At 60.2% G+C, this 19,891-nt stretch carries 11 protein-coding genes, 2 tRNA genes, 3 rRNA genes and 1 pseudogene; 1 reads left to right on the forward strand and 16 read right to left on the reverse strand.

Annotated elements, in window-relative coordinates:
• Positions 1-99: 99 nt before the first annotated feature.
• The gene (locus tag RW095_RS09610; protein WP_128586852.1) at positions 100-312 is read right to left on the reverse strand and encodes a hypothetical protein; all 213 of its coding nucleotides are present in this window, start codon (positions 310-312) and stop codon (positions 100-102) included.
• A 141-nt stretch (positions 313-453) separates the two neighbouring features.
• Complete coding sequence (locus RW095_RS09615) at positions 454-2,619, reverse strand: FUSC family protein (RefSeq protein WP_317018712.1); 2,166 nt, start codon at positions 2,617-2,619, stop codon at positions 454-456.
• A 195-nt stretch (positions 2,620-2,814) separates the two neighbouring features.
• Between RW095_RS09615 and RW095_RS09620 the strand changes: the two are divergent.
• Positions 2,815-3,818 (forward strand): annotated as a pseudogene (locus RW095_RS09620) (LysR family transcriptional regulator).
• Positions 3,819-3,958: 140 nt separating this feature from the next.
• Here the strand turns inward: RW095_RS09620 and rrf are convergent.
• The 14 genes from rrf to RW095_RS09690 all read right to left on the reverse strand — a co-directional run bounded on the left by rrf (position 3,959) and on the right by RW095_RS09690 (position 19,476).
• Positions 3,959-4,072 (reverse strand): 5S ribosomal RNA (rrf, locus tag RW095_RS09625).
• Between the two features lie 223 nt (positions 4,073-4,295).
• Positions 4,296-7,176: ribosomal RNA gene (locus RW095_RS09630) — 23S ribosomal RNA — on the reverse strand.
• A 380-nt stretch (positions 7,177-7,556) separates the two neighbouring features.
• Positions 7,557-7,632 (reverse strand) — tRNA-Ala (locus tag RW095_RS09635).
• Positions 7,633-7,686: 54 nt separating this feature from the next.
• Positions 7,687-7,763, reverse strand: a tRNA-Ile gene (locus tag RW095_RS09640).
• Between the two features lie 76 nt (positions 7,764-7,839).
• Positions 7,840-9,374, reverse strand: a 16S ribosomal RNA gene (locus RW095_RS09645).
• The 16S, 23S and 5S rRNA genes sit together here with 2 tRNA genes alongside, the layout of an rRNA operon.
• 547 nt (positions 9,375-9,921) lie before the next feature.
• Positions 9,922-10,482 (reverse strand): phosphonate degradation HD-domain oxygenase, encoded by a 561-nt coding sequence (locus tag RW095_RS09650; protein WP_317018713.1) that lies wholly within the window; start codon positions 10,480-10,482, stop codon positions 9,922-9,924.
• A 4-nt stretch (positions 10,483-10,486) separates the two neighbouring features.
• Positions 10,487-11,938 (reverse strand): phosphonoacetaldehyde dehydrogenase, encoded by a 1,452-nt coding sequence (gene phnY, locus RW095_RS09655; protein WP_317018715.1) that lies wholly within the window; start codon positions 11,936-11,938, stop codon positions 10,487-10,489.
• A complete protein-coding gene (gene phnA / locus RW095_RS09660; protein WP_317018716.1) occupies positions 11,935-13,212 on the reverse strand; it encodes a phosphonoacetate hydrolase in 1,278 nt (425 codons plus the stop codon). Before phnA ends, phnY begins: the two co-directional genes overlap by 4 nt.
• 64 nt (positions 13,213-13,276) lie before the next feature.
• The gene (locus RW095_RS09665; protein WP_317018717.1) at positions 13,277-14,023 is read right to left on the reverse strand and encodes a phosphonate utilization associated transcriptional regulator; all 747 of its coding nucleotides are present in this window, start codon (positions 14,021-14,023) and stop codon (positions 13,277-13,279) included.
• Between the two features lie 84 nt (positions 14,024-14,107).
• A complete protein-coding gene (gene phnV, locus RW095_RS09670) occupies positions 14,108-14,971 on the reverse strand; it encodes a 2-aminoethylphosphonate ABC transport system, membrane component PhnV (protein ID WP_317018718.1) in 864 nt (287 codons plus the stop codon).
• The gene (gene phnU / locus RW095_RS09675; RefSeq protein ID WP_317018719.1) at positions 14,961-15,908 is read right to left on the reverse strand and encodes a 2-aminoethylphosphonate ABC transporter permease subunit; all 948 of its coding nucleotides are present in this window, start codon (positions 15,906-15,908) and stop codon (positions 14,961-14,963) included. The genes phnV and phnU overlap by 11 nt, the downstream gene beginning before the upstream one ends.
• Entirely contained in the window at positions 15,886-16,986 is a 1,101-nt protein-coding gene (gene phnT, locus RW095_RS09680) for a 2-aminoethylphosphonate ABC transport system ATP-binding subunit PhnT (protein ID WP_317018720.1), read from the reverse strand. Before phnT ends, phnU begins: the two co-directional genes overlap by 23 nt.
• A gap of 119 nt (positions 16,987-17,105) precedes the next feature.
• Positions 17,106-18,194, reverse strand: coding sequence for a 2-aminoethylphosphonate ABC transporter substrate-binding protein (phnS, locus tag RW095_RS09685; RefSeq protein WP_317018722.1), 1,089 nt, complete (start codon positions 18,192-18,194; stop codon positions 17,106-17,108).
• Between the two features lie 526 nt (positions 18,195-18,720).
• Positions 18,721-19,476 (reverse strand): DeoR/GlpR family DNA-binding transcription regulator, encoded by a 756-nt coding sequence (locus RW095_RS09690; protein ID WP_027779716.1) that lies wholly within the window; start codon positions 19,474-19,476, stop codon positions 18,721-18,723.
• Between the last annotated feature and the right edge of the window lie 415 nt (positions 19,477-19,891).

The raw sequence follows: 19,891 nt of genomic DNA on the forward strand, positions 1-19,891 counted from the left end.
GCGCTTTGGTCGGCCGTCGGATTGTCGCAGTGACCGCGGCGTCATGATCCATGCGCCGCGACAAGCTTTCGGACGTCGGCGTGATGCCGCTCGACGCTCCTAGCTGCCGAAGTAAATGTTGCAGAAGCTCACAGGGCCGACGCACTCGTCGGCTTTGTTCGCCGGCGCGGCGGCCGGATTCGCCGGGGCAACGCCGTCGTTGCGTTGGGCAACCGGCTGCGGCGCCTGCTGTTGCGGGGCGACCTGTGGTGTCTGTGCATGAGCGACAGCAGCAAACAAAGAGCAGGCGGTCAGGACAATCTTCAAGTTCATTTCGTTCTCCAGGACTAACGGTTACTGCGTGACAGCAATAAAACTATATGGCCGCTGTGTGCGCGAATAAACGGGGCCGCCCGGAAGTGACCTTTCCATCCGACGGAAAGATCGCGCGTGACGCGAGGGCACATACGTCCGTCAGCGCGGTTTGAATGGCGCATCTTTGTCCAGCAACGCTGTGCGAATGAAATGAAGACAACTCAGAATGCGCTGCGCGTCGTGACGTTTGCCGGGATCTGTGTGAACCGCCTCCAACAGGTCCTGAGCGATCCAGATAGCGGACCGGACAGATACGAAGGCGCGGTCCAAAGTTCGCGCGTCGGGCCGCTCGAACAGCTGCGCGAGATGATCTAGTACACTTTCGACGGCCGCAGGCCAACGCGGATCGAGGGCTTGCAGATATCGGGCGCGGCTCGCTTCGTTGCGCAGGTCGATTACGGCGTGACCCACTTCGAGCGTCACCAGCATCCAGCGCAATGCATGGCGGCGGCGCCGCGAACGCCGCGACAGCAATAGACGCAATTGCGAAGCGAGGTCGTGCGTGCTCGACTGAAAACGTTGGTTGAGTTCCGGCCGCTGGTCTTTGCATGCGAGCACGACCTGGGCTCGCAGATCGTCCATGATTCGTTCGATGAGCCACGGCATATCGGCGGGAAAGACAGTGGCGAGGACAATGGCGGCAAGCAACATCGAAGCTGCGAGGGCAATGCCGTTGTTGATGACCACGTCAGGCTCGAAGGCCACGACGTTATCCGGTCCAGCGAGTAGACAGAAGAACACTGAAAAGCCGACGCCAAGCCCCGCTGTCCGCTTGCGGGTCGCGAGATGCGCGCCCAGCGCCAACACGGGCGCAAGCATCACGCAGAGAAGCGGGAAACCGTCGATGTTCGGGTAGACGTAGCAGGTGAACGCGTAACCGACCAGAGTCGCCAGCGCGGCGCCGAGCGCCATCTGCACAGCCATATTCGTAGGGTCCGGCGAGGTCGACGTCAGCGCGCAAGCAAGCGCTGCGCCAATCACAGCGAGGCCGCCGCTCGGCCAGCCGGTCGCAATCCAGAAGCAGGCGGCAATACTCATCACCGTAGCTGAGCGGATAAACGTGAAGGCGACCGCATAACCGTTCGTTATACTAACGTAGTGGTTTGCGCCGCGTTTTTGCGGGCCGGGCTTACGGTGGGCAAGCGTGTCATAAGTGTCCGAGTACTTCGCGCATTCATCGACAAAGCGGTAAAGCAGCTCTGCTGCCGTATCGAAATCCGCCAGCAATTCTGCCGATGGTTCGTGCAGTTGCTTTCTTATCTGTCGGACACGCCGCGGAAGAGCCGTCTGGAATTCGCGTAGTCGGGCGCTCACATGCGATACGTCGACAGACGCGTCCCGCCGCAATGTGAGCAATGCCGCCAGTTCACGTAGGTGCGGGGCGATAGTGGCCATCGTTGCGGACGCGTCGCTGGCGTGAGAGCGCTTGAGCAACTGATGCAGCGCATGCAGACGCGCGCAAGCGTCCATGAACTCGTTGTTCAGACGGCCGAGGCGATGACTGCGCAAACGCATCGCCGGATCTTCGAAGGCGGCGAAAATGCGCGTTGCTTCAAAGCCCACGATCTCGTCGACGAGGGCCGCGAAACGCCGCTCAAACGCTCTGCGATCGACCTGGTGAGAAAGCACGTCAGCCGCGAACGCGGCAAAATTGCGGTATCGGAGTTGTAGTGTCCGCAGCAGTGCAAGGCTCGAGCGCTGGGGCACGATTAACGCACTTACTGCGCTTGAGCACACAATCCCAACCGTCACTTCGGCTGCCCGCGTCAGTGCAGCGAGGAAAAGACCGTCGGGTGTGGTCACGTTCGGAATGCCGATCAGCGCCGCCGTGTAACCCGCGAGAACAAAGCCGTACCATCTGAAGTGCCGATACCGGACCGCCGCCGCGATACATGCGCTGATCCAGGCAATCATACCGACCATGTGCAACTCAGCCTGCTGAACGAACAGCGCGCCGAGCGCCAACGCTGCCATTGCGCCCACCGCCGTCCCCACAACCCGATAGAAGCTCTTCGCGAGCACCATCCCGCTGAACGGTTGCATCAGCACGAAAACGGTAGTCATAGCAATACGCGGCTGGGGCAAATCCAGCAACATCGCTATGCCTAGTGCAAGCAATCCTGCAGTGACCGTCTTCAATAGGTGCAGCCAGACGAGTCCGTCCGTGCTCGCCCAGTCGAGAACGCCAGGACTCAAACCTTGCAACAACGCGCACCACTTTCCAGTGGAATCTGAGGTCGGGCCGATCGCACGCTGGCGTTTCATCGGAAGGCAATGCGCCTGGGTTGTCGCGGAAGAAGGCGCCGGTTAATGCGGACACCGGCGAACAAGGCGCCGATTGTAAAAGCATCCGATGCCGGCATTAACTGGACGCCGGCGGAACGTCCCTTCCAGAACAAACAACAATGAGTCGATCAGTCGAGCGGACAATACTGCCTTAGCCGTGAAATAGAAGGATCGATGGATACTTTACAAAACATGCGCGTATTCGCGCGCGTAGTGGAAGCCGGCAGTTTTACCGCCGCGGCGCAGTCTTTTAGTTCGACGACCGGCGCCATGTCGCGCGCAGTGTCCGAACTCGAGGCTCATCTACGCACGCGATTGCTGAATCGCTCCACACGCCGTCTGGCGCTTACTACCGCCGGCGAGCGTTATCTGAAGCGATGCCAGCAACTACTTGCCGACCTCGATACCGCCGAAGAAGAAGCCAGTTGCGCGCACGAGCGCCCGAGCGGCCCGCTTCGCATGCATAGTTTTGCGAGTATTGGCCAGCATTATGTGTTGCCGCCGATCTCATGCTATCGCAAGCTTTATCCGGAAGTCACTGTGGAGCTGACGTTGTCGCAACGCATGCCCGATCTCTTCGAAGGCAGCGCGGATGTCGCGGTGATTGGAGCGTCGGCGCTACCCAATTCCGACCTCGTTTCGCTTCCGCTCGGAACGACGTTCAGCATACTTTGCGCATCGCCCGCGTATGTCAGTGCGCACGGTGCGCCGCAGCGGCCGGCGGATCTCGCTGATCATCACTGCCTGATTCTGCAAACGCCCGCGTTCGCGCCGCACGAGTGGGTACTCGACGGGCCCAACGGCAGTGAGGCGATGCAGATCGACGGTCCAGTACAGGTGAATATCGCGGAGTCGCTAGTCGTTGCGATCCGGGAAGGGATGGGCATTGGCATGGTGCGCTTTACGCAGTAATCGCCGGATTGAGCGACGGTACCTTGGTGCGCGTGTTGCCAGACTACACGCTGCAGAAGATGAATGTTTATGCGCTGTATCCGTCGCGGAAGTGTATCGACGCAAAGACGAGGACATGGGTCGAGTTCTTGCGCACACGTTTGCCGGAGCTGATTGCACGCGATGAGGCGTTGCTGGCAGAGATGGCGCCAACGGATACCGCTGTGGGTACGCTGCCACGCGGCATTCCAGACCCGGCTGCGGAAATTCACGACGTAGTGATCTAGCGCCGGAAACGCCGTTGCAGTTCTGCACTGCGGCGGCAAGGAGATTGGGCCGTCCGGGCGCTAGTGTCCGGGCCGCGTGAACGCGCGTAAACGCAGAAACCCCACCCTTTTAGGGGTGGGGTTTCTGATGCTGCTGGGGAGCCTGACGATTACCTACTTTCACACGGGCAATCCGCACTATCATCGGCGTGGAGTCGTTTCACGGTCCTGTTCGGGATGGGAAGGGGTGGTACCGACTCGCTATGGTCATCAGGCATGACGGGTTGCCGTACTGCCGGTGGGGCAGTACAGCCAATCGGGGAAGAAGTAGTTCTGATGAGTCAACATCAGGTGAGGCGGGTTGTGTTGTTTCAGGCACAACACTGAATCCCAACCGTGTGTGCTGCGACCTCCTGGGGAGGTTCAGCGCATCCCCTTCGGGGATCGGACCCGCGTAAGCGCTCAAGGCGCTAACGTGGGTCGAGACACACCTGTTATAGGATCAAGCCTTACGGGCAATTAGTATCAGTTAGCTGAGCACATTACTGCGCTTACACACCTGACCTATCAACGTCCTGGTCTTGAACGACCCTTCAAGGGGCTCGAAGCCCCGGGGATATCTCATCTTAAGGCGAGTTTCCCGCTTAGATGCTTTCAGCGGTTATCTCTTCCGAACATAGCTACCCGGCGATGCCACTGGCGTGACAACCGGTACACCAGAGGTTCGTCCACTCCGGTCCTCTCGTACTAGGAGCAGCCCCCTTCAAATATCCAGCGCCCACGGCAGATAGGGACCAAACTGTCTCACGACGTTTTAAACCCAGCTCACGTACCTCTTTAAATGGCGAACAGCCATACCCTTGGGACCGGCTACAGCCCCAGGATGAGATGAGCCGACATCGAGGTGCCAAACACCGCCGTCGATATGAACTCTTGGGCGGTATCAGCCTGTTATCCCCAGAGTACCTTTTATCCGTTGAGCGATGGCCCTTCCATACAGAACCACCGGATCACTATGACCTGCTTTCGCACCTGCTCGACTTGTCGGTCTCGCAGTTAAGCACGCTTATGCCATTGCACTATCAGCACGATTTCCGACCGTACCTAGCGTACCTTCGTACTCCTCCGTTACACTTTGGGAGGAGACCGCCCCAGTCAAACTGCCTACCATGCACTGTCCCCGATCCGGATTACGGACCAAGGTTAGAACCTCAAACAGATCAGGGTGGTATTTCAAGGATGGCTCCACGCAAACTGGCGTTCACGCTTCACAGCCTCCCACCTATCCTACACAGACCGGTTCAAAGTCCAATGCAAAGCTACAGTAAAGGTTCATGGGGTCTTTCCGTCTAGCCGCGGGGAGATTGCATCATCACAAACACTTCAACTTCGCTGAGTCTCGGGAGGAGACAGTGTGGCCATCGTTACGCCATTCGTGCAGGTCGGAACTTACCCGACAAGGAATTTCGCTACCTTAGGACCGTTATAGTTACGGCCGCCGTTTACCGGGACTTCAATCAGGAGCTTGCACCCCATCATTTAATCTTCCGGCACCGGGCAGGCGTCACACCCTATACGTCCACTTTCGTGTTTGCAGAGTGCTGTGTTTTTATTAAACAGTCGCAGCCACCAGTTTATTGCAACCCCTTCACCCTTCGCCCGCAGGGGCGTCAAGCTACAGGGGCGTACCTTATCCCGAAGTTACGGTACCAATTTGCCGAGTTCCTTCTCCCGAGTTCTCTCAAGCGCCTTAGAATACTCATCTCGCCCACCTGTGTCGGTTTGCGGTACGGTCCTGTTAAACTGAAGCTTAGAGGCTTTTCTTGGAACCACTTCCGATTGCTTCTTCACCGAAGTGAATGGCCTCGCACCCTTGAATTCCGCGCCCGGATTTGCCTGAGCGCCTTCTCCAATGCAAGGACCGGGACTTCCAACACCCGGACAACCTTCCGCGATCCGTCCCCCCATCGCATTTAACAATGGTGCAGGAATATTAACCTGCTTCCCATCAGCTACGCATTTCTGCCTCGCCTTAGGGGCCGACTCACCCTACGCCGATGAACGTTGCGTAGGAAACCTTGGGCTTACGGCGAGGGGGCCTTTCACCCCCTTTATCGCTACTCATGTCAGCATTCGCACTTCCGATACCTCCAGCACACTTTCCAGTGCACCTTCGCAGGCTTACGGAACGCTCTCCTACCATGCACATAAATGTGCATCCGCAGCTTCGGTATATGGCTTAGCCCCGTTACATCTTCCGCGCAGGACGACTCGATCAGTGAGCTATTACGCTTTCTTTAAAGGATGGCTGCTTCTAAGCCAACCTCCTGACTGTTTTAGCCTTCCCACTTCGTTTCCCACTTAGCCATATTTGGGGACCTTAGCTGGCGGTCTGGGTTGTTTCCCTCTTGACACCGGACGTTAGCACCCGATGTCTGTCTCCCGTGATTGCACTCTTCGGTATTCGGAGTTTGCTATGGCGTAGTAATCCGCAATGGACCCCACAACCATGACAGTGCTCTACCCCCGAAGGTGATACACGAGGCACTACCTAAATAGTTTTCGGAGAGAACCAGCTATTTCCAGGTTTGTTTAGCCTTTCACCCCTATCCACAGCTCATCCCCTAACTTTTCAACGTTAGTGGGTTCGGACCTCCAGTACGTGTTACCGCACCTTCATCCTGGCCATGGATAGATCACCTGGTTTCGGGTCTACACCCAGCGACTGAACGCCCTGTTCGGACTCGCTTTCGCTACGCCTGCCCTAATCGGTTAAGCTTGCCACTGAATGTAAGTCGCTGACCCATTATACAAAAGGTACGCCGTCACCCCCTTGCGAAGGCTCCGACTGTTTGTATGCATGCGGTTTCAGGATCTGTTTCACTCCCCTCCCGGGGTTCTTTTCGCCTTTCCCTCACGGTACTGGTTCACTATCGGTCGATCACGAGTATTTAGCCTTGGAGGATGGTCCCCCCATCTTCAGACAGGATTTCACGTGTCCCGCCCTACTTGTCGTACACCTAGTTCTTTCCAGCTGTTTTCGTCTACAGGGCTATCACCTGCTATGGCGGCACTTTCCAGAGCCTTCGACTAACAGCAAGAATAAAGAGTACAGGCTGGTCCCATTTCGCTCGCCACTACTCTGGGAATCTCGGTTGATTTCTTTTCCTGCGGTTACTTAGATGTTTCAGTTCACCGCGTTCGCTTCACGTAGCCTATGTATTCAGCTACGGATACCTCAAAAGAGGTGGGTTTCCCCATTCGGACATCTTCGGATCAAAGCTCGTTTGCCAGCTCCCCGAAGCTTTTCGCAGGCTACCGCGTCCTTCATCGCCTGTGATCGCCAAGGCATCCACCACATGCACTTGTTCGCTTGACCCTATAACGGGTGTGTCTCTCCCGATGCGAGTTGGCGCTTTAGCGCCTACTCCCATCCGATCCCCGCAGGGGATGGAACCTTCACTGGGAAGGCCGGGCAGCTTGCACAACCGTTACAGGTTGAGTATTCGTGTTGCGCCGTATTCCAAAGCAATCTTTCGATCACTTAAAAAATACATTGATACAATCACAACCCTGATTCACCTACTCATGTACCCATCTCCAGGTACACTTTCGTGAATCTCTTTACTACTTCTTCCTGATTGTTAAAGAACGTTCAGCCGATCGCACGGTTGCTATAACCATGCATCTTTCTGACTGGCTCAATCGCCAATGCACAACGCTCTGGGTCTTTCACACAGAACGCTACGCATTGAGGATTGGTGGAGGATGACGGGATCGAACCGACGACCCCCTGCTTGCAAAGCAGGTGCTCTCCCAGCTGAGCTAATCCCCCAGTCATACAGATATCCCAGAGGTTTTTAGACGGTCAGCTCACCAGACAAGACAGTGGTGGGTCTGGATGGATTCGAACCATCGACCCCCGCCTTATCAAGACGGTGCTCTAACCGACTGAGCTACAGACCCCTGAGTCTGTCTGCGTTTCTTCACTACTACAGCCGATAAGCGTGAGCGCTCAACACCTTGACGCGTCTAGCTCGAGAAAGGAGGTGATCCAGCCGCACCTTCCGATACGGCTACCTTGTTACGACTTCACCCCAGTCATGAATCCCACCGTGGTAAGCGCCCTCCTTCGCAGGTTAGGCTACCTACTTCTGGTGAAACCCACTCCCATGGTGTGACGGGCGGTGTGTACAAGACCCGGGAACGTATTCACCGCGGCATGCTGATCCGCGATTACTAGCGATTCCAGCTTCACGCACTCGAGTTGCAGAGTGCGATCCGGACTACGATCGGTTTTCTGGGATTGGCTCCCCCTCGCGGGTTGGCGACCCTCTGTTCCGACCATTGTATGACGTGTGAAGCCCTACCCATAAGGGCCATGAGGACTTGACGTCATCCCCACCTTCCTCCGGTTTGTCACCGGCAGTCTCCCTGGAGTGCTCTTGCGTAGCAACTAGGGACAAGGGTTGCGCTCGTTGCGGGACTTAACCCAACATCTCACGACACGAGCTGACGACAGCCATGCAGCACCTGTGTTATGGCTCCCTTTCGGGCACTCCCACCTCTCAGCAGGATTCCATACATGTCAAGGGTAGGTAAGGTTTTTCGCGTTGCATCGAATTAATCCACATCATCCACCGCTTGTGCGGGTCCCCGTCAATTCCTTTGAGTTTTAATCTTGCGACCGTACTCCCCAGGCGGTCAACTTCACGCGTTAGCTACGTTACCAAGTCAATGAAGACCCGACAACTAGTTGACATCGTTTAGGGCGTGGACTACCAGGGTATCTAATCCTGTTTGCTCCCCACGCTTTCGTGCATGAGCGTCAGTATTGGCCCAGGGGGCTGCCTTCGCCATCGGTATTCCTCCACATCTCTACGCATTTCACTGCTACACGTGGAATTCTACCCCCCTCTGCCATACTCTAGCCCGCCAGTCACAAATGCAGTTCCCAGGTTAAGCCCGGGGATTTCACATCTGTCTTAGCGAACCGCCTGCGCACGCTTTACGCCCAGTAATTCCGATTAACGCTTGCACCCTACGTATTACCGCGGCTGCTGGCACGTAGTTAGCCGGTGCTTATTCTTCCGGTACCGTCATCCTCCCAGGGTATTAACCCAGAAGTTTTCTTTCCGGACAAAAGTGCTTTACAACCCGAAGGCCTTCTTCACACACGCGGCATTGCTGGATCAGGCTTGCGCCCATTGTCCAAAATTCCCCACTGCTGCCTCCCGTAGGAGTCTGGGCCGTGTCTCAGTCCCAGTGTGGCTGGTCGTCCTCTCAGACCAGCTACAGATCGTCGCCTTGGTAGGCCTTTACCCCACCAACTAGCTAATCTGCCATCGGCCGCCCCTGTAGCGCGAGGTCCCGAAGGATCCCCCGCTTTCCTCCGCAGAGCGTATGCGGTATTAATCCGGCTTTCGCCGGGCTATCCCCCACTACAGGACACGTTCCGATGTATTACTCACCCGTTCGCCACTCGCCACCAGGATTGCTCCCGTGCTGCCGTTCGACTTGCATGTGTAAGGCATGCCGCCAGCGTTCAATCTGAGCCAGGATCAAACTCTTCAGTTCAAACCTGTTACTGTTTTCGGGCTCTTTCGAACCCGGTCGCTCACTCAACGTACTGACGAAGTGTTCAACCATCTTTCAACGGCCAAACCTTCCTTTTTCATTACTGTGTGAGACTTGATACTTTCGCTTTAACGCCCCACCCCACGCAATACTCCGCAAAGGCAGGACTCGCGTCGCGCATCAAGCGCCCACACTTATCGGCTGTTAGTTTTTAAAGATCGGTCCGCTTCACGCTGCGCTGCCCTTACCACCACCCACCCGGCACCGCTTCGTTCTGCGTCGCTGCATCAGCAGCAGAGAAACGAGATTATGAAGAACTCCGGCTGCGCCGTCAACAGGTTTTTGCTACTGACTGAACCTGCTGCGACCGCTGGAAGCCTTGCCACTGCTGGCTCTCCCGCTTCCCGTGCCCCGGCGTCCGGAGCACGAAGAGCGAGATTCTAGCGAGCCGACCAGCGCCTTGCAAGCGTTATTTCGACACACGGAAATTGCGCAAGAAGTAGCACTAACGCAACGGCGAGGACCGACTAAAACTACACCATCCTGGTCAGACAATCGCGCTCTTACGCATCACGCGCACTACCACATCGAGGTAGTGATTCAGGTCCGGCGTTACACGGTGTTCTTCTTTCGCGCGGTCGTCCCACTTGCGCAGCCGCAGCGCGTCCTGCGCGTACGGCTTCTGCAGAAACCTCTCCGCTTCCTCGCTGCTGAAGATGCCGCCTTGCAGATCCAGGCTCCGCACCGAATCGGCGGAAAGCTGATCGAAATACCCGTCGTCAGTTGCGCAGAGGCAGCGCTTCGCGTCGACGTGCAAACGGATCGGCTCCAACACCGCATCCGGCAAAACTGCCCGCAAGAACGGCAACGCAAAGTACTGGTGCAGATCGTCGATGCCCCGCTCCGTCGGCGTCGCGCCCTGGAGATTGAGCAGATGCCCGAGATCGTGCAAAAACGCCGCCGCGACGAGTTGGTCACCGGCGCCCGCTTCTTCGGCCAGCGCACCGCTCTGCAATGCGTGCTGGAGCTGCGTCACCGGTTCCCCGCTATAGGCGATGTCACCGTACTGCTCGAACAGCGAACGGATGTCCGTCACACTCAATGCCACGCTATTACTCCCACGGTAAGGAAAAAGTCTTGAGGTTAGTGAAGCTCTTCATCGCTTCCTGAACGCCTTCCTTGTAACCGAGCCCCGAGTCCTTGATGCCGCCAAACGGCGTCAGCTCTGTCCGATAACCCGGCACCTCCCACACGTTGACCGTCCCCACTCGCAGTTCGTTGATGAAGCGCGTGATCGCGTCCTGCCGGTTCGTGCATACACCTGAAGACAATCCGAAGCATGTGCCGTTGCTGATACGTATCGCGTCGTCGAGCGTGTCGAAGCCGATGATCGGCGACACCGGCCCAAAGGTTTCCTCCCGCACAAGGGTCATGCCCGGCTCCACGCCGTCGAGCACCGTAGGCGAATACAGCGCGCCATTGCGTCGATTGCCGATACGTAGCCGCGCGCCGCCGGCAATCGCCTCATTCACCCGCGCCTCGAATAGCTGCGCGGCGGCGACGTCGATGACCGTGCCCATCTGATTGGCTGCATCGAATGGATCGCCGAAAGTCCAGGCCCGCGTCTTCTCGACGACCAGGTCGGCAAAGTCCGCCGCCACACGCTTTTGCACGAGCATCCGCTTGACCGCCGTGCAGCGCTGTCCGGAGTTCTTGTACGAGCCGTGCACCGCGAGCGTCGCTGCGCGCTCGAGATCGGCGTCCTCGAGCACGATCAGCGGATCGTTGCCGCCTAGCTCGAGCACGACGCGACGGTACGCCGCCTTTGCCGCGATGTACTTGCCGATCGCCACGCCGCCCGTGAACGTGACGAGTTCAGCCAACGGATGCGTGATCAGTTCATCGGCGATTTCGCGCGGGTCGCCTGTCAGCACTTGCAGCATCGGCGCGGGCAAGCCGGCTTCGTACAGAATGTCGGCGAGATAAAGCGCAGACAGCGGCACTTTCTCGGACGGCTTCAGCACCACGCGATTATTCGTCGCGATCGCCGGCGCGACCTTATGCGCGACCTGGTTCATCGGATGGTTGAACGGGGTAATCGCGACGATCACGCCCGCAAGCGGCTCGCGCTGCGAAAACACGCGCCGCCGCTTGCCATGCGGCGTCAGATCGCACGAGAAACTCTGCCCGTCGTCGCGCAATGCTTCGATTGCCGCAAACTTGAACACATCAGCCACGCGGCCGATTTCATAGCGCGAGTCCTGCTTGGACAACCCCGATTCGAGCGAGATCAGGTCCGACGCCTCTTCGGTCTTGTCGCGCAACAACGTGGCCGCGCGTTCGAGAATCTGCGAGCGCTCATAACGCGTGAGCTTCGCCTGATAAGCACCGGCGTATTCGAATGCGGCGCGCACATCGTCGACGCTCGCGAGCGCGACCGTGCCCACGCGCGTGCCTGTATAAGGGTCGACTACATCGAGCGAGCGTGGCCGCGCAGCGCGTTCGCCTTTGAGGCGCAGCGCTTCCGTCCGGAACGCCGGATGGTCCCGCAGCGTCGCGTTCATGATGCCGACACGCGGTTCAACACGACGTCGAAGATATCGAAATTGCGCAGCCTCTTTCCGCTCTCCAGGCACGGCAATCCGTCGATACGCCGGTTGAAAAGGAGCGGCACTTCCTGCTCGGACAAGCCGCCATGCGAGCGCAACGGCACCGTGAGCCCCGACAGGTCATGTTCGTCGCGGCGAGTACCGAGCACCACATGCTTCGTACCGATCACGACGATATCGCCGACGCGGTCATTCGGCAGCTCGAAACGCTCACACGCGGTGTGGTTATCGAGCGCGACTTCGACGCCCTGCAGCCCGCGAATCCGCTCGATCACCTGCGCGGCACCGAGATCGCGTGGCAAATAGACTGTCGCAAACGAACCGAGCGCGCCGTGATGCACAACATACGGATCCGTGATCGGCAAGATCACGCGCGCCTTGCGAGCGCCGAGCCATTCGTCGAGCACGTCTTGCAGATAGATCACGTTCGGCTCGCCGCTTTGCGGATCGTGCTTCGCGTTCATGCCGTGATCGGCGGTGAGCCCGATCACCCAGCCGAGCGCGTCGAGCTTCGCCAGATAGCCGTCCATCATCGCGTAGAACGCGTTCGCGCCTTCGGTGCCCGGCGCCCATTTGTGCTGTATGTAATCGGTCGTGGACAGATACATCAGGTCGAGCTTGCGCGTCTGCGCGAGCCGCACGCCGGCGGCGAACACGAACTCCGAAAGCCCCGCGCTGTACACGTCGGGCAGCGTCAAGCCGACCAGATCGAGTACTTCGTCGATGCCGTTTTCCTCGCGCGTCACGGTGTCCGCTTTTTCCGCGGAAAAGCAGATGCCGTTCAGCTGCCAGCCCAACAGCCGGCGCAACTTGTCTTTAGCGGTGACGACCGCGACGCGCGCGCCCGCCTCGGCTGCCGCTGCCAGCAGGGTGCCGGCCCGCAGATAGGCTGGATCGTTCATCATCACTTCCGCGCCCGCGCCGCCGTTCGCGTCCGGGTCCCAGAAGTAATTCCCGCAGATGCCGTGCACCGACGGCGGCACGCCGCAGACAATCGACAGATTGTTCGGGTTGGTGAACGAAGGAATCACGCAATCGCCCTTGAAGGCCGCACCGCCCTTGAGCATCATGCCGATGAACGGCGCAACGCCGGCCCCGACCGCGGCTTCCAGATAATCGAACTCGCAGCCATCGACGCAGATCACAACCGTCGGCTCCAAGGGCAGCCGGTAGCCGCGGCCGTTGACTTCGATCGTGCGTTGTTTCGCGTTTTCGTTTGCGCTTGCCATTGTTCCCGTCCCTGCGTGCCACGCACGCGTGCTCAAGCCAATGCGTTACGACGACGCGATCGCTTCAGTCGTCCGAAGCCGGCGCACTGCGCGCCGTTCCCAACGCCCCAGCCGTCACGCCGCCTCCCTCGCACGCCGCATGCGCGCGCTGCAAGCCGCCGTTCACGTGCGCGTGCATTAGCGCCGCGGCATGCGCGGCATCGCGCGAAGCCAGCGCAGTCAGAATCGCGCGATGTTCCGCAAGCGAGCGCTCCATCGCATCCGCATGCACCACCAGCGCCGCACGCCGGAAAAGACTCAACTCGCTCACCAGCCTTCGATACGTCTCGTACAACTTCAGATTGCCCGCCGCCGCCACGATCGCGTCATGAAACGCGACGTTGGCCCGCGCGTACGCATCGTGATCTTGCGCATCGAGCGCCGCGCGCATGGCATCGAGCCGATCGCGCAGCACCGCCAGCTGACTCGCGTCGATGTTCGCGGCCAACATCCGGCACGCCGCCTCTTCGAGCACCGCGCGCACCGCGTAAATCTCATCGGCTTCGGCGAGCGACACCGTCCGCACGAACACGCCGCGATTCTTCTCGGTGCGCACGAGCCCGGCCTGCTCGAGCGCGCGGAACGCCTCGCGAACCGGCCCGCGCGACACCTGCAGGCGCGCCGCCCAGTCCGCTTCGTTGAGTTTGGCGCCCGGCGCAAGTTCGCCCTGGACGATGTGCCTTTCGATTTCGTCGCGAACCAGTGTCGTGAGCGAATGCCTGCGCACAACCTCAATCGGATCGACAGAAGTCGTTTGCATATATTCGGTCATTTTGACAAATTTCGCCACATCCAAAGTTTGCGGAATGTCTACGCGCCGCACGACGCGCAACCAGGGAAACGAGGAAACGAGAGTTCAGTCGATCCGACGACGCGGCACACGGGCCGCAATCAGCAGCAGCGCGGCGAGCGAAACGAGCAGCAGAATCAGCGACAGCGCGGACGCCGGCAGGTAGTAACCGCGCTCGACCTGGCCGACCACGACGATTGGCACCGTCGCAAAACCGGGCGGATACACGGTGAGCGTCGCGCCCAGTTCGCCGAGCGACAGCGCGAAGCCGAGCGCGAGACTCGCGCGGATCGCCGGCACGAGTTGCGGCAGCACGACGCGGCGCAGCACCATCGACGGAGGCGCGCCGAGGCTCGCGGCGGCTTCGCGCAGAATCGTCAGTTCAGGGCGCAATGCCGCCGCCGCGCACCGGTAGCAGAAGGGCAGCACGAGCGCGAGCTGGACGAACACGACAATCGCCGCGGAACTCGACAGGTCCACCGGCCGCTTGTGATAGGCGATCAGTACCGCGAGCCCGAGCACCACGCTCGGCACGCCGTTGGGCATCATCGCAATCGTGTCGACGAACACGCCGAGCCCGCGCCGGTCGCGTCCTTCGAGCGCGAGCGCAAGCCACAGCCCGAGAATCGTGCCGAGCACGGCGACGCCCATGCCGATCTCGAGGCTCGTCGTCAGCGCGTCGAAGTCGCTCGACCCGAGCCGCTCGAACCAACGGGTGCTGAAGCCGGCCGGCAGGATCGTGCCGGACCAGTGCGCAGCCACGCTCGACAAGCCGACCACGATTACCGGCAACACGAAAAGCCAGAAGCACAACAGCGCGGCAAAACCGAGAAACAGCCCGCCGAGCATCCGCACGACGAAACTCCGGCGCACCGGGCGCGCCTTCTTGTGCATGACCGGCAGCACGGTCGGGTCGAGTTCATCGGCCATGGCCCGCTCCTTTTACCTTGCGACGATTGACCTGGCGGTACAACGCGTACAGCGACAAGGACATGATCAGCATGACGACCGCGCCGGCTGCCGCCGTCGGCAGATCGAGGTCGACGGTGGCCGAACTGTAAATGGCGACCGGCAAGGTGATCAGATGCGCGCTGCCGAGCACGAGCAGAATGCCGAATTCGTTGAGCGTCAGCAGAAAGCACAGGATCGTGCCCGCAGCGATACCCGGCCACGCAAGCGGCACGATTACCTTGAACGCGACCATCCAGCCGCTTGCGCCAAGACTTCTGGCGGCTTCGATCAGACGCATGTCGAGCGTGGCGAACGAGGCCAGGGTGGGCCGCACGACGAACGGCGCGTAGAACACGACCTCGGCGAGAATCACGCCGCCCACGCCGAACAGGAAATCGAGCGGCGGAGCCTCTAAATGAAAGAGCCGCTGCAAGCCGATGCTGACCGAGCCCTGCGAGCCGTACAGAAAGATCAGCGTGAAGGCGACCAGAAACGACGGGAACGCGACGAACAGTTCGAGAAAGCGCGTGACCATCCGCGCGCCCGGAAATGGCTTGAAAAACAGCAACGACGCAAGTGCGACACCGAGCAGCGACGCGAGTCCGGCGCTGGCGAACAGAATCCACAGCGTCGTGCCGATCACGCCGCGAGTCTCCGGATTGCCGAAGAACGCCGCATACGCCTGTAGACCGATGCCATGCGGCCCGCTCAGGCTCAGCAGCACCAGGCGCACGAGCGGGTAGATGACAAGCGGCCCGAGCACGACCACCGCGATGAACAGCAGATGCCATTGCGCCGCGCGCTCGCGGCGCTTTACCGCGGCCCGATGCAAAGCGGCGCTCGCGCTGCGGCGGGCGTCGGCTGCCTCCGAGGCGGGAAGCGGATTGGACGCCTCAGGGGTGGATAAGGACGACATCGTCAGCCTCGTAACGCAAGGAAACGCGCGCGCCTTTCTCCGGCATCATGCCGTGGCCGCGCTGCATGGTGACGAGCAGCGGTTCGTTCGGCATCGCGTCGAGCGCGACCGACACCGACAACACTGAGCCGTACCATTCGACCGACGTTATCGCGCCATGCAACTGCCCTTCACCAAGCGGCACGATGCGCAGCGCTTCCGGCCGCAGACAGGCGACACGCTCGCGTTCGTTGTAGCGCGCGTCGTCCATGCCGAAAGCGACCTGCGGCGGCAGCAGATTCGCCGTGCCGAGATAACGCGCGACAAACCCGTCGTTTGGCGCGTCGTACAACTGTTGCGGCGTGCCAAGCTGCGCGATGCGGCCGTCGCGCATCAGCAGCGTTCGGTCCGACAGCACGAGCGCGTCATCCTGGTCGTGCGTCACGCAGACAATCGTCAGATCCGGCAGGCGCTCATGCAGCGCCTTCAGTTCGGAGCGCACCGACGCGCGAAGATTGGCATCGAGCGCGGAGAGCGGCTCGTCGAGCAACAGCACGTCCGGCTCGATCACGAGCGCGCGCGCCAATGCCACGCGCTGCTGCATGCCGCCGGAAAGCTGCGCGGGCATCGCGTGCCCGGCGTCGTCGAGTTGCACGAGCTTCAGCACCTCGGCCACGCGTCGCGCGATGTCCTTCGCCGATATGCGCCGCGCGCGCAAGCCGAACGCGACGTTTTCAAATACCGACAGATGCGGAAACAGCGCGTAGCTCTGGAACAGCAGGCCGAGGTTGCGCTTATGCGGCGGCACGTGCGTGAGATCGTGGCCCGCGACGGTGAGCGTGCCGGAAAGTCCGTCTGCCTCGATGAACCCGGCGATGAACCGCAGCAGCGTAGTCTTGCCGCAGCCGCTGCGGCCGAGCACGGTGAGCAGTTCGCCGCGCTGTATCGTCAGCGACAGATCGTCGAGCACGGTGCGCGAGCCGAAGCGCACCGTCAGATGGTCGATCTGCACGCCGCCAGGCGCGTCCGAACGCGCGGCGCCGAGCGCGTCCAGTGAGGCGTCGAGCGCGCCTCGCCGAGCAAGACTGGCCGTATTCACCGGATTCATCCTCCAACAAGATTGATGCTCAGGCAGCGCGCCGGCGATCCACACCGATCGCGAGAGCGCTGCGTGCTTCGACTGAGAAGCGAGACTGAGAAGCGGGACCGAAGAGCTGCTTACTTCGGCTTGACCACTTCGATCTGCTTGCCCGACGAACCGATCACCTCGCTCTTCCAGCGGGCGGTCCAGTCGGCTTTCTTCGTCATTACGTGGTTCCAGTCCACCGGAATCAGCTTCACGCCCGCAATCGCCTGCTTGACCGTCTCGCCGTTCTTGCCGGCGAGCGGCACGTCGGTACGGCCCGGAATGCCGAAGATGTCCGGCACCTTGGCCTGCACTTCCGTCGACATCAGATAGTCGATCAGCTTCTTGCCTTGCGCCTGGTTCGGACCGTTCTTGATGAGGCCAATTGCATACGGCAACTGGAACGTGGTCGGTTGCTCGCCCGGTGCAGCCGCGAGGAACACAGGCTTGAGCGACAGGCCGCCGTTGGCCGCGTCGTCCAGATCCATTTGCAGATCGCCGTTAGCGAACGCGATTTCGTTGCGCGAGAGCAGAACGTCGAGGTAACCCGTGCCCTTGGTGTGGAACTTGGCGCTTTGTTCCAGCTTCTTCAGATAGTCGAATGCCTTGTCCTCACCCATCAGCGATGACGTCAGAATAATCACGGCCATGCCGTCGCCCGCCGTCGCCGGGTTCGAGTAAGCGATCTTGCCGCTGTAGTCCGGATGCAGCAGATCGGCAAAAGTTTTCGGCTGGTTTTTCGTGACTTCCGGGTTGATCGCGAACGAGAAATAGTTGTTCACGAAGGTCGCCCACGAGCCGTTCGGCGCTTTGGCGATCGCCGGCACGTTCTTGTAGTTCGCGCTCTGGTATGCCTGAAGCAGACCGCTCTGATCCGCCTGCTGAATGAACGGCGGCAGCGTGACGATCACGTCCGCCTTCGGCTGGTCCTTCTCGATGGTCGCGCGGTTCACGACTTCCCCACTGCCCGCCGTGACGACGTTGACTTTCACGCCCTCCTTCTTTTCGAACGCCGGCAGCACGTCTTTATAGAGATTTTCCAGGCCGTCGGCGGTGTACAGCACCACCGCATCGGCAGCATGGGCCTGCACGGCCACGCCGCCGAACATCGCGGCGGCGACCAGCGCCGGCAGAAGTTTGCGTGCGAGGCCCGTGGCCTGAGGGGAGTTTGTCTTTGTCATGTCGCTTTCTCCGAAAGGCAAAAAACCAGACGGTCGGGAAAACCCGATACCTGTTGTGATTGAACGGCGCGTGGTGCGCGCCGTTTGCGCTTTATTTGCTGCTTGCGTGCGTGTTGCTAAGTGCTGCTTGCGTGAGTTATTGCATGTTGCCGCAGCCGACCCCGATGCGGCCAACCGATTGCAGATTGCCGACAACTCCGCGGCGTCTTGCCAAGCGAGACTTACAGCCTGTCTACCACGTTCGCGCTGCCTGCCATGCCTGCATGGGCACGGCAAGGATCACAGGTTTCGATGACAACGCCATGACTATTCTGTCGAATTCCAAAAATTGACACAATTCGCCAATAATAGCCAAGCCGAACGCGGTAGCGGAAGAGGTTGCGTGAAGAGGTTGAGCACAGCCGCTGATGCATGGCTGCTGACCGTGGATCGAATCACGCCGAGCTGCGCTCTGCCTGCAGCATGTGTGGCGCGACGCGTGTCGCTCCCCGTCGCCGTGCCGCACGCGCTGGTCTTGCACGCCGACTCAGGCAATCACGATTTCCGGACCATGGGCCGTAATCGCCTTGCCGATCGCGCGCTCGGGCGCCAGTTCGGTCACGAGATAACGCGCCGACTCGATGCCGTTGATCCGCACCGGCGTGACACGGCCGAACTTCGAATGGTCGGCGACGACCACCACCGTGTCGGCGGCGGCGATCATGCGGCTGCGCACCTCGGCGGCCATGCGGCTGTAGTCGGTGAGATAGCCGTCAGGCGAGATGCCGCCTGCACCGATGAACGCGAAGTCCGCGTGATATTGGGTGAGCTGGTGGACCGTGTCGAGCCCAAACGTGGCGTCTTCGATATCGGACAGCTCGCCGCCCAATAGCGTGACGCGATTGTCGTTGCGCCGTCCGAGCAGCAGCGCGATGCGCCAGTCGTTCGTATAGACCGACAGGCGGTGCCGGTCGAGCAAGGCTCGCGCGACCGCCTGAGTCGTGCTGCCGGAGTCGACGATCAACGACGCGCCGTCGGGCACGAACTCGGCCGCACGCTCGCCGATCGCGCGCTTCGCGCCGGCATTTGCCGCTTCGCGCGTATCCAGGTCGGGCTCGCGCCGGTCGCTCGAGAGCGCGCCGCCGTGGGTGGTGACGAGCAGGCCGCGTCCGGCGAGCGCGTTGAGGTCACGGCGAATGGTCTCGCGCGACACGTTCAGTTCGCGTACCAGCTCGGCGACTGAGAGCGCGCCAGTTTTGGCGACTTGCGCCAGGATGTATTGGTGACGTTGTTCTGCGAGCATTGAGGGTTTTCCTTCGTCATCCGCGACGAGACTGTCACGCGGGCGTTTCTTCGTCAAAGCCCTTTCCCATACGGCTTTATGTATTCACAAGCGGCATCTGCGGCAATCTCCAGGTTGCCGGGCTCGGACACTGGCATGGATGTTCGCCTGTGCATTGGTCTGCGAGCGACCACATCAGCGCGCAATTCGAACGCATCGCTTGGTCGTAGGCCCATGCCGGTCGACAGAGCGAACAGGAATCTGCCACTGCCCCGCTAGCCGAGTGCCTTCAATGCGAGCGCGACGCGACGCTGGCGAAGACGCGGCTCTCACCCGCAGTGCATGGAACCGGCCCGCAATAGCTTTTCGACGCCGGAATCATACACGGAGAGAAAATTGTGTGACGATTTCCTCACAGGCCGCATGGAACGCCCTT

Origin of the sequence: Paraburkholderia kirstenboschensis (assembly GCF_032806925.1) — a bacterium.
GTDB lineage: Bacteria > Pseudomonadota > Gammaproteobacteria > Burkholderiales > Burkholderiaceae > Paraburkholderia > Paraburkholderia kirstenboschensis.